General features: G+C 59.1%; 18 protein-coding genes. 10 read left to right on the top strand and 8 right to left on the bottom strand.

Translation table 11 applies throughout. The annotated features are described in order from the left end of the window. Positions 1-7 precede the first annotated feature (7 nt). From C2L64_RS54605 to C2L64_RS44505, 5 genes are all read left to right on the top strand, one after another. Complete coding sequence (locus C2L64_RS54605; protein ID WP_208648326.1) at positions 8-775, top strand: hypothetical protein; 768 nt, start codon at positions 8-10, stop codon at positions 773-775. Positions 776-875: 100 nt separating this feature from the next. Then, entirely contained in the window at positions 876-1325 is a 450-nt protein-coding gene (locus tag C2L64_RS44520; protein WP_103153779.1) for a hypothetical protein, read from the top strand. 10 nt (positions 1326-1335) lie between these two features. Then, positions 1336-2274 (top strand): phage Gp37/Gp68 family protein, encoded by a 939-nt coding sequence (locus C2L64_RS44515; protein ID WP_103153778.1) that lies wholly within the window; start codon positions 1336-1338, stop codon positions 2272-2274. An 89-nt stretch (positions 2275-2363) separates the two neighbouring features. Beyond that, complete coding sequence (locus tag C2L64_RS44510) at positions 2364-3035, top strand: Lar family restriction alleviation protein (protein WP_103153777.1); 672 nt, start codon at positions 2364-2366, stop codon at positions 3033-3035. A 261-nt stretch (positions 3036-3296) separates the two neighbouring features. Next, positions 3297-3752: a hypothetical protein gene (locus C2L64_RS44505; RefSeq protein ID WP_094296835.1), complete on the top strand. Its 456-nt coding sequence runs from the start codon at positions 3297-3299 to the stop codon at positions 3750-3752. Between the two features lie 597 nt (positions 3753-4349). Here the strand turns inward: C2L64_RS44505 and C2L64_RS44500 are convergent. Next, a complete protein-coding gene (locus C2L64_RS44500) occupies positions 4350-4973 on the bottom strand; it encodes a hypothetical protein (RefSeq protein ID WP_158660564.1) in 624 nt (207 codons plus the stop codon). 570 nt (positions 4974-5543) lie between these two features. Further along, positions 5544-6686: an integrase domain-containing protein gene (locus tag C2L64_RS44495; RefSeq protein ID WP_103153775.1), complete on the bottom strand. Its 1143-nt coding sequence runs from the start codon at positions 6684-6686 to the stop codon at positions 5544-5546. Between the two features lie 1161 nt (positions 6687-7847). Here C2L64_RS44495 and C2L64_RS44490 point away from each other — a divergent pair. From C2L64_RS44490 to C2L64_RS44480, 4 genes are all read left to right on the top strand, one after another. After that, positions 7848-8864, top strand: coding sequence for a PRTRC system protein D (locus tag C2L64_RS44490; protein WP_103153774.1), 1017 nt, complete (start codon positions 7848-7850; stop codon positions 8862-8864). Beyond that, entirely contained in the window at positions 8861-9232 is a 372-nt protein-coding gene (locus C2L64_RS44485; protein ID WP_158660563.1) for a hypothetical protein, read from the top strand. The genes C2L64_RS44490 and C2L64_RS44485 overlap by 4 nt, the downstream gene beginning before the upstream one ends. A 106-nt stretch (positions 9233-9338) precedes the next feature. Next, positions 9339-9488 (top strand): hypothetical protein, encoded by a 150-nt coding sequence (locus tag C2L64_RS54315; protein ID WP_167449609.1) that lies wholly within the window; start codon positions 9339-9341, stop codon positions 9486-9488. Further along, entirely contained in the window at positions 9489-9749 is a 261-nt protein-coding gene (locus tag C2L64_RS44480; protein ID WP_103153772.1) for a hypothetical protein, read from the top strand. It begins immediately after the preceding gene. Between the two features lie 66 nt (positions 9750-9815). Here C2L64_RS44480 and C2L64_RS44475 read toward each other — a convergent pair whose 3' ends face one another. The 6 genes from C2L64_RS44475 to C2L64_RS44450 all read right to left on the bottom strand — a co-directional run bounded on the left by C2L64_RS44475 (position 9816) and on the right by C2L64_RS44450 (position 13881). Continuing rightward, a complete protein-coding gene (locus tag C2L64_RS44475) occupies positions 9816-10040 on the bottom strand; it encodes a hypothetical protein (RefSeq protein WP_081767700.1) in 225 nt (74 codons plus the stop codon). A 109-nt stretch (positions 10041-10149) separates the two neighbouring features. Next, a complete protein-coding gene (locus tag C2L64_RS44470; RefSeq protein ID WP_103153771.1) occupies positions 10150-11289 on the bottom strand; it encodes a primase-helicase zinc-binding domain-containing protein in 1140 nt (379 codons plus the stop codon). Between the two features lie 244 nt (positions 11290-11533). Continuing rightward, positions 11534-12109 (bottom strand): single-stranded DNA-binding protein, encoded by a 576-nt coding sequence (locus C2L64_RS44465; protein ID WP_103153770.1) that lies wholly within the window; start codon positions 12107-12109, stop codon positions 11534-11536. A gap of 13 nt (positions 12110-12122) precedes the next feature. Next, positions 12123-12959: a hypothetical protein gene (locus tag C2L64_RS44460; RefSeq protein WP_103153769.1), complete on the bottom strand. Its 837-nt coding sequence runs from the start codon at positions 12957-12959 to the stop codon at positions 12123-12125. A gap of 9 nt (positions 12960-12968) precedes the next feature. Further along, positions 12969-13397 (bottom strand): hypothetical protein, encoded by a 429-nt coding sequence (locus C2L64_RS44455; RefSeq protein ID WP_103153768.1) that lies wholly within the window; start codon positions 13395-13397, stop codon positions 12969-12971. Between the two features lie 124 nt (positions 13398-13521). Continuing rightward, positions 13522-13881 (bottom strand): hypothetical protein, encoded by a 360-nt coding sequence (locus C2L64_RS44450; RefSeq protein WP_103153767.1) that lies wholly within the window; start codon positions 13879-13881, stop codon positions 13522-13524. A gap of 485 nt (positions 13882-14366) precedes the next feature. On the opposite strand from C2L64_RS44450, the gene C2L64_RS44445 reads away from it, so the two are divergent. Beyond that, positions 14367-15074: a nuclease-related domain-containing protein gene (locus tag C2L64_RS44445; protein ID WP_103153766.1), complete on the top strand. Its 708-nt coding sequence runs from the start codon at positions 14367-14369 to the stop codon at positions 15072-15074. Positions 15075-15206 lie beyond the last annotated feature (132 nt).

Genomic DNA, 15206 nt, shown 5'->3' with positions numbered 1-15206 from the left:
AGACGCCATGTCGCCACAACTCGCCGAAATCTTGCAGGATGCCTTGAACTTCACCCGTTACGCGGCCTCGCCATTCGTCCTGAATGGGAGACCAGACTCCATCCGGCTGTGGCTTGACGCGCTGCGGGAGCAGCTGGCTTGTCTCATCGCGAAAGTCGACCGTGCGATGGACGCTGTTGCGCTTTTTCCCGAAGGCGACACATGGACCGACGAAGAACGCGTATTGAGCCACGAATGGGTCAGGCGTCACTACCCGAACGAGACGGCCTCGACACAGGCCGCGCTTCGCATGGCCTGGCGCGATGGTCAGCGTCTCAGATCTGCGCACCCGGATTCGCCGCGCGCGTCCGCAGGCACGCAGTTTGAGCGGCTCACGCTGGAGGCATTGCGCGCGCTGGTCCCGTCGGACGACAAAAACTCCGCATGGGGTAGGTCCGCGCACGAGTTACTGCAGGCGCTGCCGGCCGGTCGCGGGTTCAGGTACCTCGACATTAACCGCACCGTGATCCGCGATGTTTTCCTGAAGCACGGCGTGTTCCCTGCGCAGTCGCCCCGCGACATCCCCAACTCGGCGTGCGAGGCTGTCGAGGAGTTGCTGAACCATGCGGAAGAACCGGACGAGTACAAGCACCTCTATCGCGATGCCGCCCGGGACCTTGCCTCGATCCGGCAGGCGCTGAACATCCCGAACGATGAGATCGGGATCGTCGGCGGAGTCGGACTCATCCTCGAAACGATCGCAACCCTCAAGCGGCCACAACAGACGGTAGCCTGACCGGGTCGCGCGCCGTCGCGCGCGCTACCTTGACTTTCCGTCCTGCACGCCATGATGCCTCTAAGCTCGCTTCGAGCGGCAACCAACCAACGAGGCATCCATGCAAGGCAAATCGTTTTTCCTGGAGCGCGCAATTTCACGCGCGCTCGACTGGGCGGGTCGCTATCCGGCACTTGGCTGCGCAGCGCATGACCCACAGTCCATTTCTAACGGCCGGCAGGTAGTAGCCGCCGCCCTCACGCCCGATGGAATCCGCTGCGTCTTTTTCAGCGCTGTCGGCTCCGTGCTCGACTTCACTGCGACATGGGCCGAGCTCGAGCGCGCCAAAACGTGGTGGTACTTCGTCCAGCGCTGGTATTTCTGGGTAGTACCTGATGCGCAGACACTCGATCGCCTGAACGTCACCGGCTTGCGGCTCGACCACGCGATTGTGCCGATGCAAAACAGTTCGCTCGACGCAGTCACCTATAGGGTATGGCTGGGCAGCATTGAAGCGCGGGCAAGGCTGCGCGGATCACTGGCTGCCCTACACCTCGAACTCGAAGCGTAGGAGGATCGTCATGGGTGCACTTACCGCAATCGAATGGACCGACATGACGTGGTCGCCCTGGGAAGGCTGCCAGAAAGTAGGCCCGGGTTGTGACCACTGTTACGCGGAGTCGATGAACCACTGGCTTCGCCGCGGCGAAAACTGGGGGCCGGGCGCGGAGCGACGCACGTACAGCGAGGCGCATTGGTCAAAGCCAGTGCGCTGGAATGCATCGGCCGCCCGCGCCGGTCAGAGTCGGAAGGTGTTTCCCAGCGTTTGCGATCCGTTCGACAATGCCGCGCCAGCGGGTGCGCGTGAGCGATTCGGCAAGCTCATCCTCGCCACCCCGCACCTGATCTGGATGCCTCTAACCAAGCGCATCGGCAACGCGTCCGCGATGCTCGGCGCGATGTTCCCCGACGGCACCCCCGACAATGTGTGGCTCGGCGCGACGATCGTCAACCAGACTGAAGCCGACCGGGATATTGACAAGCTGATCAACGCTCCCGTTGGCACCCGCTTCCTCTCGATGGAGCCTTTGCTCGGTCCCGTCAGCCTGTACGACTGGATTGGCCCTTGGGGTAAGCCTAACGAACTGCAGGCTCCCCCGATGATCGACGGCATCTTCGTTGGCGGTGAGAGCGGCCGGGGCGCGCGCCCAATGCATCCATCGTGGGCGAGATCGCTGCGCGACCAGTGCGCCGCGGCCGGAGTTGCCTACCACTTCAAACAATGGGGAGAATGGTCGCCGGGCAATTTATCTGCCGGCGGCGATTTAATCGGACGCGATAGAAGTAAAATCCAAAGTGGTTTTTTCGATTACAACGACAATTGGTGTCTGCTCGGCCCAAGCGCATTCCGTCAGACAATGGATCGAATCGGTAAAAAAGCCGCTGGGCGGCTGCTTGATGGCCGCATCCATGATGATTTTCCCCAGACTTTCCCTTTTCTATTATCCGGCGCTGAATAAAGGACCTTTCCGAATGTAAATTAGGCTTCTCGCGTCTCCAATGTCCAACGATAATCCAGGATAAATATTGGAACGCGGGATTTCGGAAAATGTACGAACAGCTCTACCCATGCGACCACTGTGGCGGCCGGGCTACCGTTGGCCTTTCCCAACGCGTCGTCGCGGAGATCGGTCAAACCGGATTCGACTACGGCCAGTTCGGACGGCATGCCGGGCCGCCCAAAATCGGCGACACCCTCAGGCGCCCTCCGTACGCTCCTCAAACCGAACGTCTCGCCTGCATATATTGCGCAGACTGCGGCATGTCGACGCCCTGGTTTCCCTATGCCGAAAACGAGGCCGACGCTTTGAAAGAGGCGGCTCCCATCTGGAACAGGCGCTTGAGCCGGCCTAAGGTTACCGAAGGGGACCTGCGCGACCTCATCGAAAAAGAAGTCGGTGCGTGCGACGCACAGATGGTCATAGACATGCTCTCCCGCAATGACGAGGACTGGGAGACGCGCGGACCACTTTTCAAAATGCTTGCCCAACGTCTGGTCGACGCATCAGTTGCGACAATCGAGAGTTGGCCGATCGAACCCGTGCTGCGCGACGCCGCTCGCTACCGCAAGCTGGTACAGCTCGTGAAGTGGCTCGATGTCGACGGCAATCGCTACATCCAGTTTCCGACGATTCCGACACCGCAGGAGCACTCCGACCTGATGTTCGAGAACCGGATCGCCGCGGCGATAGACGGAATGCCCGATCGCGATCGTTGGTGACGCCGTCTTTCCCTGTTCCCACGACCCTTATGAACCTCAGTTGGGGGGAGATGACTATTCGCCTATCGAAACTCGAGGCGACACGGCGTCAGTTGCGCGCGGCAATTCAGATGATGTTCGATCGCGGCACGGGTCAGCCGGCCGCTTCGGGGTTGGGTCAGGCCGACCGCGCCGGGCGGCAGTCGGCCAGAAGAGGTCGGTCGACACCTGCGCGTAGATCGTCGACAATGCCTCGTCCAATAGTTATACGGGGAGAGCAACGTGATTCGTTCAGGAGACGTCTTTGCAATCCGGACGTCCGGCGGCGACGCATACTTCCAGTATGTGAAGAAAAGCGTTCTGATGGGCTCGCTGATCCGGGTGTTGCCGGGCGTGTTCGCGGACGCACCTACGGATTTTGAATCGCTAGTAGCGATAGAAACGAATTTCTGGATCTTTTTCCCTGCTGGAGCCGCGCTCTCTCGTGGCATTGTTCGCAAGATCGGCAGGTATGCCATTCCGGATCATTCGAAGGACGTCCCGGTGTTCCGGGCTGGCGTTGTCGATCCTGCCGTCGGGAAAGTGGTCGACTGGTGGTTGTGGGATGGTGAGAAGGAATGGCGCGTCGGTTCGATTACCGATGAGCAGCGAAAGCTCCCCATTCGAGGCTCCTGGAATGACACGATGCTGATAAAGCGGATCGAGGAGGGTTGGTTGCCTGAAAACGATCCGAGTTAATTCAACTTCGCAAACCGTCGGGCGGGAGATGGCCGATCCGATTCAACGATCCCGCGAGATGCAGAACCTCGAGTGCGCCTCTTGGTCTGCGCCGTAGCGTCTGAGTCCGTCGCTACGCGTGAGTAAACAAGTGCCGGATACGGTGCACGGGTGAGAAAGGCTAGAAATGTTTCCAACGCCAAAATCCTATGGCCGAATGACCGCTGCGAGCAAATTCCACTGACCGCTTCGGGTCGGCTGCAGAAGTTGGGGAGCGGCTCCGCGCCGCTCGGTCATCGGTGAGCTTCGAACCGCCGGGATCGGCCAATTTGAGCCGTTCAATTCACCCGCCCAGATCGTTAGCGATCGAAGACGATGCACTCGTTAGTATCGCGGGTGAATCAACGGTCAACCGATAAAGCGACCACCGTGAATTCCTGGGAACCTATCGCCTCTGTCCACTGATAAGCAGCGGTGACAGACGGAAGCCAGTCAGCGAGGGTCCCTGCGCTCTCCAGTGTCTGTTTTGGCCAGTCTTGCGAATCAATCGCACTGATTCCGGCTCCGAAATTAAATGGGGTGCCGCAGATCGCCACTTGGGGGCGGCATAGGCGAAGTCTAGAAAACGCTCTTAATGTAAGCGGCAATTTTTGCAAAAAGGTCGTCAATGTTGCTCGGCGCGCCCTGGATATATTTGCCTATGTCCCGGACTGCATCCTTGATTAAACTAAAAATGTTGTTCCAGATCGCTTGTAAAGCTGATTCCAAATTCACCAATAGCGAAATAACGGCATTCTGCTGGCTTGGGCTTAAGCTCTGTGCGACCTGCTGCGCCTTGTCGTAAGTGGCGTCGATCGCCTTTCGAAAATCATCTTGGGCACGATTGCTAATCGACTCCATCTTGCTCCTGAACTCGTCATCATCCCGATCGCCTCTATATGTGTTAAGAGCGTTTGTGATGCCAGACTGGCTGTTATTTGCGGCTGTGCGTGCCCCAGAATTCCCTGTTGCCTTGATTTGCTGTATCGCGTCGTCGAGCTGGTCGTCATTCGAAACCGTCAACGGCACGGACCGGAGACGCGAGTAGCCCTCATGAAGCCGTTGCGACGGAACGTAGTCCCCAAGATGATTCTCCTCCTCGCTTTCACCGGCGGCGGGGAGATTGGTCAGGCGCTTGTGCGTGTGTTCACGCATCTCGGCCATAATTTCCTTAAACAGAGTTCCATCGATTGACGCGGCCATGTCCATCTCCATGGGTGAAGGTTGCAATCTCTCCGACCGCCAAGAGACTATCGAATCGATCAACAGTGAGAACCTATCCAAACTGATGGCTTGTAATTGCGATAAGCGGTATTCGCTCAATATTTACGCCCATTCCGCATAACTACAGATGTGGGAACCGGCGTGATGTCGTCGGTTCGACGCTCAATGATAGGAGCGACAGCCGTGCACGCGAAGCCAGAAATATAATCTCTCGACCAGCGCTACTGCATCGTTCGGCGTCTTGCCAGCCTAGGAAGAACGCGAGGTGCCAGCCGCTGAAAACACCTTACCCCAGGCTGGGTAGACTAGGCGAGGAGGCTCGCGAACGTCTGTTGACGAGAAGGTCGAGTGTCTCTTCAGGGTCGAACCGAGCCATTCCCGGCCGACCGAAAAAAAAGCCGGCTGCAAAGAGCCGGCTACAAAAAAGTCCTGACACATTCCGAGTGCCGATGTCAGAACCTGAGAGACGATTCATTGTGCGGCAACGCCAGCTCTCTCGGTGGGCCGTATGACACACAATATTGCGGTCCATTTCCGCGAAACCGGATTCTAGCCGTGGTTTTCAATCGCTCCAAGAATCCGGTAAAGCGCCTGCCGTGAGATACCCAGCGCCTTTGCGGCGTGACTCTTGTTGCCAGCCGCCGCGCCCAGCGCGCTTCGCGCTTCGTCTACCGTTGGCAGCTTCCGCTGCATCCGGTCCTGCATCGCGAAAGTCGACAGGTAGGCGCCCGACTTGGTCAGACGCGAGTGACCGGCGGCTTCGACCACGCGGCGCATTGCCTCTTCATGAAGTTGCGGGTCAGGGCGTTCGCCAGCGCGCTTGATCGGAGCCTCCATGCCAGTCGTCTCTTTATAGAGCGTCTGCAGATACTCGTGCCGAAGACCGTGACTCGTGATGCCCATGCCTCTTTTCGTGACGCCGTGCTTCTCAAGCACGTAGTAGTACCAGTCACGCCACTGGCTTAACGTCCGATCTGCCGGGACCGTCGATCCAGTCAATCCGTTAGTGAGTCTCGCCGCTTCTTCCAGTATTCCAATCTTCGTCTCGATGGGAACCTCACGCGGCCTGCCGCCCTTCGTGCCACGCGTCACTGCGAGCATTCCCGGGTTACGCGCAGCCTCCGCAGGTCGAAGCATGAAACTCTCTTCGATGCGTAAGCCAAACGCCGCCTGCAACTTCAGTTGCACAGCCGTATACGGACACGTTTGCGCGATCTCCTCGATCTTCGCCACCGCGTCGACACCGTGCGCCGCCCATGATTTATCTTCCGTTGCCACGTAACTCCGCTTCAGGCCGAGCGCTTCCCGGTCCGCGTAGTCGTCAAGGGAGCCGACCAGCTTTGTCTTGCCCATCCATTGCGCAAGCGCGCGAAGGTACGTCAGCTTGTTCTCGATCGTGCCGCCGCTCTGCCCAGCCTTGATCCATGCGCCGACCAAAAACTTCACATGCTTCTCTTTCAGTGACCAAGGCGTCTGGAGCGCGAAGCCGCCTTCTCGCAACTCCTTGAACGCCTTGCAAAGCTTGGCCGCGCGGTACTCCTGGGTCTTGATCGACAACGGCCTGTTGCTGATCCGTGTGGTGCTGTGTACGCGTGAGACGTTCTCATCGAAAAGTTTGAGCAGCGCATCCCGGAATTCAGGTCCAAACCCGTATCCGTTGACGATTGCGCGCACGTTCAAGATTGCGGGCATCCGATACCTCCGCCGCGGCGCTGCGCCGCGATCCCTCGTTGTTCCGAATTCGCCCGTCGATCGCAGCATCCCTACCTGATGCCGTTACCCGATCTCCTGAGCGTGCCTGTTCGCCGCTGCTGTGCGGCTGCGTCGTATCCCCGTCGCATGGGTCCTGCCTTCCGGGCCTTTAGCGATTCCATCCGATCGACCAGACACATGGGAAGAGCATGCGTCCGACCGTCCAACCTGCTGCCTGCCAGCCTGAATCGCGCTTCGCGCAATACACCGCTGACGTATTCCGCGCGTGGCATCTCTGCCGTCGCGCTGCGCGGTGCACTACCCGCGCGATGCAGCTTCGTGGCTACCCTGCCAGCACGACGCTTTCGCGTCTCCGAGCCGTGCTCCGCTTCGCGGATCTCCGGACCGGTGCTAAATGCCGGGTAATGCCTGTACGCGTTTTGTGTACGGCCGCGCGCGCCGTGTCCTCTTCCGTCAGGGAATCGCGATGATCCGGCCTTTGCCGATCCCGCAAGGCTTCCCCCGCCCCCAAGCACGTTCATCCTTGCCGCTGTGTGTCGGGCAAGTCGAACGCACCCAGCCGTAGCTGTAAGGGCGTGTACAGACGCTGCTGAGTTGCGGAAAGTGCCCGGTGTCCGGGCTATCCACATGTCCTCAACGCGCCACAACGCGGCAAACCGCCGCCAATCGTATGGATATCGCACTGTCCAGTGGTCCTCAACGTGGAGCAACTCGGACTTGATTTACTTCAGAAAAAGGCCGCATCACTGTGCGGCCCGGTCAGTGGGGTACTTCTGGCCCGTTGCGGGCATAGGGTATAGACGTGCAGGTGCCTTGCACTCGCATTCGATGCGTCAGAGACGCGGTAGGTAAGCCAAGGATAAGGCTACTCGCACAAGCGTCGCACGCCGAAAGATGGGCAGAACCGGTCGGCTTTCGTTGACTTGACTTCGCTACGCGCTCGCTAGACTGAAACCAGGTAGAACTGACAGAAAAGTGTCAGTTTGCTCCGACAGATCCGACGCAACGTTCGAACTGACACTTATCTGTCAGATATCTGATAGTTCGTCGGCCCCGCGTGGCCGAGGCGACTCTAACTGATAGTTTTCTATCAGTTTTCTGACACTTCGGTGCGCGGCTCACCTAACGCATGGAGTCATCTTGAAAACTTCGGTCTTCGCAATCGACGTCGGTTACGGCAACACCAAATATGCGCACCGTGCGGCAAGCGGCACCATCGCCACCGGCATGTTTCCTTCGCTTGCGCCGCTCGCTGCCAGTCACGCTCTTTCCGGCTATGGTGATAGCGTGCTCGCCGCACGCAAGGTCGCAACGATCGTCATCGAGCAGATCGAATACGAGGTGGGCCCCGACGTCTCGCTCACGGCCGCGTATGGCAAAACAGGACGCGCGCTGTCCAATGATTTTGTGTTGTCCGATAACTACGCCGCCCTGCTCTTCGGCGCAATCCACTTCGCTGGCGTCACCCAGATTGAGCGACTGGTGCTGGGCCTGCCCGTCCACAACATGAAAAAGTACTCCGGTGCGTTGCGCGACCGCTTTACTGGCACGTTCGACTATGGCCCGGGTCGCATCTCGATCGACAAGGTTGTGGTGATTCCGCAGCCGCTTGGCTCCCTCGTCGCCGCGTCCGCAAACCGGCAGAGCGAGTTCGGTCGCGATAGCGCTCATCTGGTGATCGACGTGGGCTATTTCACGACCGACTGGGTTTATGCCAACGGGTTCACGATGGACGACAAGCGTAGTCACGGCCTTCCTGGTGGCGCTTCACAGATCTATCAACACATCGCCGGACTTATCAAAAAAGACCAGGACGAGCAGGTCGAAGATATCGAACTGATCGACAAGGCGCTTCGTGAGCGAAAGCCATTCTTTTTCTACGGCAACGATATCGACCTCGATCCCTACCTCGAACGCTCGCAGCCTGTTATCGCCGGTGTGGTGAAGGAAATGCAAAACAGCGTCGGCCTGCTCACGAACGTGCGCTCGATCATCCTGTCGGGCGGCGGTGGCGCTCTGTATGCGGCCGCCATCCGCAAGGCGTTCCCGCGTGTGACGCTCGAAGTCATCGACTCGCCCTGCACAGCCAATGCAAAGGGCTTCCTGATCGTCGGCGAGGCGGGCCTGACCCGCGAGCGCGCGGCCGCGAAAGCATGAACCACAAGTTCGACATGAAGCTGGTCATCGACGCGGTGACCACGCCCCTCCTTTACGAGAAGCTCAGTCAGGCTGGCTCGGCCAGGGTCCGCGCGGCGCTGCTTCGATCACTCGCCGAAGCAGCACTGCGGGGGATTACCGTCACGTCCGAAACTGAGCGGCAAGTCGCGGTGCATCATGTCGATGGCATCGCTGCGCCGGAGCGCAATTTCATCCAGTCGCCGGTTTCCGGTCAACCTTCGCCGCTCACTCGAGTTGCGACTGAATCGAGTGTCGAAGGGGTTCGGATTCTCTCAGTCAACGAGCAAAATGGTCCCGAATCTCACGACTCGAAACAAATCGCTGACGCATTTGACGCGTTCTTCTGACCAAGACTTGACTTTGGCGCAATGATGCGATGATGGGTCATGGCTTCGATGTTCACGGCGCGCGGCGCGGTGCATCGAAGCGGCAATCACCACCGAGGGGAAGAATATGCTGGAGTTTATCGAGATCGTGCGCCACGGTTTGCCACTGACTGAGCCGCGCTCGTGGCTCTTTATCGCGACCGTCATTGCTGCGGGCATCGCGGGCTGGAAGAGCCTGAATGTCGTCGAGCACTTCGCGAAGAACAAGGAGGAGTAATTGGACACCGACGATCGACTCACCAGGTACTACACGAAATTCATGTCGCTGCCGCTCTTCACACGCCGGGCGATCATCTTCGGCGCGTCGCTCGCGCTCTGGTGGTTCGGTGCGCTGCTCGCGAGCATGCATGTCAATAACAATGTATGCGTCGTGCTGCTTCTCACGGGTGCCGCCGGCGCCATTTGGTCTAGCGGGTTGTGGCGCATGTGGAAGGTCTTCGCAGTCATCGCTGCTGTTTGCGTCGCGATCATGCGATGAACGGAACGAACGGACGAAAAAAAACGGCTCCCCTGAATTCTGGGGAGCCGTTTTCGCTTTAGCGGTTCAGTGCGGCCGAGGGGTCGCAGTAACAAGAAGGCGATGCGCGCAAAAATCCCACGCATCCACAAAAGTTTTGTCGCGGCACGCGTATGCGGTATTGCCACTGGCCGTCCGATCAATCACGTCGAACGCGACAGCCTCTGACTTCCCTACCCGCTGGCGGCCACCTTCGGCGCCGTTGGTTGCGACGATTGCAAAGCCACCCACGAGAACCTGAAACGAAGCCATTTCCACTCCAAAGAAATTGGCCCGACGAGACAATCCCCGATGGGGAATATCCCCACCGGGCAGGTTGAATAAATGTGCGGCTCTTGCCGCGTTAGAAAATCGATGCCGCTTACGCGGCGACGTGTTGCGGGACGGCAGATTGCGAGACGCGAACTACGCTTACCGTCGGGACGTCGTTGGCGACACGCGCGCACCACTGGTCGGCGTAGTCGGTTCCACGCACGCGAGGCCGGTGAACAAACACGGTGAAGCCTTCCGACTTGAGCCGCTTCGCCAGTTCGAGACCGCCCGCGACACCTACCGACTTGCCGGTCTTCGGGTCAATGTCGTCAAAGTCCACGAAGATGTGCACGACGCGGATTCCCAGGCCATCCGGGACCACGAACTGGCGCAGCAGGCCGATGTTGAGGCAGTACCACATCGGAACACCGGACTCCATATACGCACCACACGCCGACTCCAGACCTTCAGCGACACCGATCTCGCCGTCTACCGGCTCCATCAGACGTACTGCGCCGCCCTGCAACGGATTCAGCGTCATGTCGTTCAGCTTGGGGTTAAGGACCTCGCCGTCACGAGAAATGATCGTTGCCTTTAAAGGCGTCGATCGCTCAAGGTACGTGCGGTGTAGCGTTCCAAGACGGCCATCTGGCAACTCAAACCGGGCGAGGATGCCCGGCCAGCTGCCGATGACCTTCTTTTCGTGACGGTACTCGAGCATGCCGAGTCGCAACGCACGCGACGGCACGAAACGGAGGCCCGGCACACGTGCGCCCAGATAACGCATCGCGAGGTCGCCGCTCGACAGGGGTTTTGCAGAAGCCCACATCGAGTCAAGCCGGTTTGCAATGAACGTCTTGTCCGCCTTGCGCTTCGGCTTTGGTACCTTGGCCGTCGCAGCGCCTTTGATCGCACGCGGTGCAGGGCCACCATCCAGTTGACGCATCACGCGGTACAGTCCGATCTTGCTCACGCGCGTGATCAGCTGGAGGCCGTCACCCGCCATCGCTTTTCCGGAGTTGCATTGACGGCAAACCCAGTCTCCGCGCCCACGCTTGTTATCGTAGGTGAAGCGATCGTCTCCGCCACATACAGGGCATGCACATGCGTAGCCAGTGAGACGGTCCGCAGGCACGCCATAGCTCACAAGGAGCGAAATCCATTGCTCCGGGGAACGCTCGAAGCTGGCGAGCTTCTGCTGAAGCCACGCGTACTGCTCGGGCGACAGCTCTCTTCCTCTTACAGTCATGAGTCACTCTCCATTAAGTGAGTGGGTTTGGTCGGTGCCTGAGACAGGCGTGAAAACGCGTGCTCAAAAAAGCAGTCCGCGCGAGTGGCGGGCGGCTTTTTTCAGCAGACGTGGGTGTTGGATATGGAACGCTGGCGCAGATGGCCGGATGGAAGAACCGCCGCACGACACACCCGTAGGTGTGCCGTTGCGAAGGTGAGGTGATACGGGATAAAAAACTGTCTATCGGTGAGGACTTACAGGATCAGATGATGGACCAGGCTGCACGGGTGTGAAAACCCCGGAAGGGGATGTCGTCGTCCATCTCATCGAAGCCACCACCGGCCGGCGCTCGCATGCCGCCACCACCGCCATGCGAGGGTTGAGGCGGATTGGCGCGAGTTCCGACATTGTCGGCAGAGCGCGATGTATTCGCGTGCGGCGCCGGACGTTGGGTACGACCGTTGCCACGCTGCTCGAAGCCGTTGTCGCCTTCATCATCATTGCGACGGCCGCCGAGCATCTGCATCTGGTCTGCCACGATCTCCGTCGAATAGCGGTCGGTACCATCCTGCGCCTGATACTTGCGCGTGCGGATGCGACCTTCGATGTAGACCGACGAACCCTTTTTAAGGTACTCGGAGACGATCTCGGCCAGACGGCCGAAGAACGACACGCGGTGCCATTCCGTCATTTCCTTGTACTCGCCCGACTGCTTGTCCTTGTAACGGTCGGTTGTTGCGAGTCGAATGTTTGCCACAGCGTCGCCGCTTGGCAGATAACGCACTTCGGGATCAGCGCCGAGATTACCGACGAGGATCACCTTGTTAACAGATGCCATTTGAGTTTCCTCACTATTTAGATATTGACCAAAGCCACTTGTCCCACATGAGCGGCTTGCCGTCCTTCATGATCGGTGTGCCGTCCGTCTGCCGGATGGCAGGAACCTTGACCTTGCCAGTGCGCCGCACCGATACAACGTCGCCGACCACGCAACGACATTCAGCGATCGCTTCCTTCAGGCCTTCGCCCTGCAGGGTTCGCTCGCCCGAACTGGTGTCGATATGCATCGCGAAAGAGGTGTAGTGCCGCCCTGGCCTCTTGCGATCCGGAAACCTTTCCTCGCCCCATGAAACGATGCGCCCGATCACGTTAGATGCATCTGCGTTGTGAGTACGACGCGATCGGCCAGGCGCTATAGGTTCCGGCTCGGACGTCTGTTCAGCTTCCGACGCTGACGCTCGAATCGAATCACTGTCAGTTCCCTTTCCTTGCGTCAAGGGCGTGACAGTCGGAGGTTTGCCGTTTTGACGGATGGCCACGGCCACCGCCTCCTTCAGCGCGCAACGATGAACAGTGCACTGTGCCCAGTGAGGGACTAGATCGGGGACGATCTTCAGGCCGAACTCGGTTTCCTCAGCGTGATCGTCAAACGCCGGAGTGAACTCGACGATGTGATCGCCTTCGTCGACGAACAGATGTGGGACGTCGCCGATCGTCACAATCGTTTCGTTCGACGCGCCCTGCCCTACAACGTGGGACGTGGAAGAGTGGGTGTCCGCAGATGCGGGGTTTGGAGACTTAGCCGGTTCCGCAGTGTTTACGTTGCCAGCAGTGGCAGCGTGAGATGCAGGTTTGCCAGTGAAGACATCCGCCATGACGCGGGCGAACAGCGTTGCTGCGTTGCGCATGGTTCGCTCCTACAGCAGCGTGCCAAAGCACACGCGTTGAACCTCGCGCAGATCGCGCTCCAGAAGCGGCGTGCTCAATATCACGTCCTGCAGAATCTCCGGATCGACTCCGTTGACCTTGCACACGTAGATATAGGGAAGTGCGCCGTCCCAGTAACCCATAATCCAGCCAAGGGTCGCGCGGTAGTCGTCGACGTCGATCTTGCGATTGCGCAGCCGTTCGGACAGCAGGTCGGCGCAATCCATCAGCGACTCGGGCATGCTGTCGCCGCGACGGCTGTCGCTCGCGAGCGAGATGAGCGCGTCGACCATCTTCGCGCGTACCGACTCGCTCCACAGATGCGGGTCGGGCAACGGGTCGGGCTTGGGAGGGGTGATGTGAACCGGCGATGATTCGCCGAACATGTCCAGCTGCCAGGCAGCCACATGCGTTTCCATGGGATTGCTCCGGTGGTACCGGGAATCTCATGGCCCGTGTCCGGGAATGGGATTCCCGGTAGGGTTAAAGGTGCCGTCACCATGGGCAGAAGCCCAGGTGACGGTAGGTAGTAACGGCGCTCGATTAACGAGTACCGGTCTTGAACGGAAGAACGACAGCCGACTTGGCGTATTGCTTCGCCGGTGCCGGTTTCACATTGCTGTCGTTGGCGGCTGCCGTTGCAGGGGAAGCGACTTCCGGTTTCGCGTTGGCGGAAGCTCGTGCAGCGAGCTTTTCAGTCTCGATGCGAGCAGCTTCGGCCTCCGCTTCAGCTGCGTGGATGGCCTTTGCCTTCTTCTTCATTTCCTTGACCACCCAGTGGGCGGCAAGCAGGAAGAGGAAAGTCGAAACGACGAACGAGATGGTCGCGAAGTACGCGATAAAACACAGAGCCAGCACTTTGGCCGGGGACTTGATTGCGTCTTTGAAAAGGACCAGCAGCATTTTTCTCTCCAGAAAAATTTAAACGGGGAATGTCCGGACCCTTGTCCGGTGGTTTCGATGCTCGATGAGCAAGGAACCTCGGCGCTGAGCGCTTTCGTGCGTGTCCACGCGAGGCGCGCACGAAAGCACAGGCAGAACGGAACAACGGGGAAAGAGGAAACAGAAGACGCGCGCGATCACTTGCGGCAGTTCGATGCGTCGGGAGACGCCATTGGATAGGGCAAGCTTAGCGTGCGAGCGCCCCCATAAACCCACGAATGCTGGTCAATGTCATACAGCTTTAAAGGACCAGGACGCTAGGTCCCTAAGGCGCGGGAGTGACCTGATCCGGCTCGGCTCCCTAACCCGGAAAGCTCGACTAAACCACGTAGCTTTCCAGGATTCGATGAAAGCGCGTCGTAATAACGTGCCCTACGCCTGCGATAACTTGACTTCGGAAAAAGCCTGGCAGACTGGACTCGTCTACTTAAACGGGAGCGAGGTTCATGTACTGGTTTCTCATAGCGGCCGCGGCGATCTTTTACGCGGTGAAGCGCCACAAGCGGCGCGCCATCGGTCCGACAGGATTGGGTGTACCCGCCTCACGCAGCCAGCGAAGTGGTGAGCAAGGCGAGGCGGTTGTTCAGGCCGAACTGCGTGCCGCACTTGAATGGCTGTGCGGCGACAATTTCTATCTGCACCCCGGCGCCCTTCTGCTCAACCATGCGCCCGGCTCGGCTTTCCCGACTGCCGAAGTCGATCACCTTGCCATTACCCCGTTCGGCATCTTCGTCGTCGAGACGAAAAACTGGGCGGGTCGGATCGAACCCGGGCCAGATGTACAGAGTGTTGTACGCATCGGCGCAGACGGTCATCGCGAGATCCGTCGCTCACCGATTCAGCAGAATCGCTCAAAGGTCGCATTTCTTCGGTCGATGCTGCCGGGACGCTGGCTCGTCGAGGGCATCGCAGTCTTCCCCAACCCGCATTGCGACCTGTCGTCAGCGCTGCCCGCCAACCTGATGCGCGCCATCGATCTGCGCCAGTGGCTCCGGGACCGCAAGTCGAGGCATGACGCCAGAAACGCGTTGCCGGTCAACGTCGTGCAGGCCCGGCGAGCGATCCTCGCAGTCGCAGAAACAGGGGCTGAGGCCATAGAAATGCATCGGGCGAAACTGAGGGAAAACCCTAAAAAATTGCCGTGTCTTCCCTAAAGTTTCAGTCGAGGTTGCCGATTGAAACGTTTTCCTCGGCGTTTGTCGTAGCCGATACCCGTGAAAGCTATATGAATTTGAGCTTCTTAGCGGGATGGCGGTCGCGAAACGACGCGTATTCTGGGCGGGTGT

It is taken from the genome of Paraburkholderia hospita (assembly GCF_002902965.1).
GTDB lineage: Bacteria > Pseudomonadota > Gammaproteobacteria > Burkholderiales > Burkholderiaceae > Paraburkholderia > Paraburkholderia hospita.
The sequence above is the reverse complement of the archived record's forward strand: the minus strand, read 5'-3'. Positions and strand labels throughout refer to the sequence as shown.

Bases quoted from the DNA above. Each gene is read 5' to 3' on its own strand.
- C2L64_RS44500 (WP_158660564.1), bottom strand. From the start codon at position 4,973: ATGGCCGCGTCAATCGATGGAACTCTGTTTAAGGAAATTATGGCCGAG.
- C2L64_RS44495 (WP_103153775.1), bottom strand. From the start codon at position 6,686: ATGCCCGCAATCTTGAACGTGCGCGCAATCGTCAACGGATACGGGTTT.
- C2L64_RS44475 (WP_081767700.1), bottom strand. From the start codon at position 10,040: ATGGCTTCGTTTCAGGTTCTCGTGGGTGGCTTTGCAATCGTCGCAACC.
- C2L64_RS54605 (WP_208648326.1), top strand. From the start codon at position 8: ATGTCGCCACAACTCGCCGAAATCTTGCAGGATGCCTTGAACTTCACC.
- C2L64_RS44445 (WP_103153766.1), top strand. From the start codon at position 14,367: ATGTACTGGTTTCTCATAGCGGCCGCGGCGATCTTTTACGCGGTGAAG.
- C2L64_RS44485 (WP_158660563.1), top strand. From the start codon at position 8,861: ATGAACCACAAGTTCGACATGAAGCTGGTCATCGACGCGGTGACCACG.
- C2L64_RS44515 (WP_103153778.1), top strand. From the start codon at position 1,336: ATGGGTGCACTTACCGCAATCGAATGGACCGACATGACGTGGTCGCCC.
- C2L64_RS44470 (WP_103153771.1), bottom strand. From the start codon at position 11,289: ATGACTGTAAGAGGAAGAGAGCTGTCGCCCGAGCAGTACGCGTGGCTT.
- C2L64_RS44465 (WP_103153770.1), bottom strand. From the start codon at position 12,109: ATGGCATCTGTTAACAAGGTGATCCTCGTCGGTAATCTCGGCGCTGAT.
- C2L64_RS44455 (WP_103153768.1), bottom strand. From the start codon at position 13,397: ATGGAAACGCATGTGGCTGCCTGGCAGCTGGACATGTTCGGCGAATCA.
- C2L64_RS44450 (WP_103153767.1), bottom strand. From the start codon at position 13,881: ATGCTGCTGGTCCTTTTCAAAGACGCAATCAAGTCCCCGGCCAAAGTG.
- C2L64_RS44510 (WP_103153777.1), top strand. From the start codon at position 2,364: ATGTACGAACAGCTCTACCCATGCGACCACTGTGGCGGCCGGGCTACC.
- C2L64_RS54315 (WP_167449609.1), top strand. From the start codon at position 9,339: ATGCTGGAGTTTATCGAGATCGTGCGCCACGGTTTGCCACTGACTGAG.
- C2L64_RS44520 (WP_103153779.1), top strand. From the start codon at position 876: ATGCAAGGCAAATCGTTTTTCCTGGAGCGCGCAATTTCACGCGCGCTC.
- C2L64_RS44460 (WP_103153769.1), bottom strand. From the start codon at position 12,959: ATGCGCAACGCAGCAACGCTGTTCGCCCGCGTCATGGCGGATGTCTTC.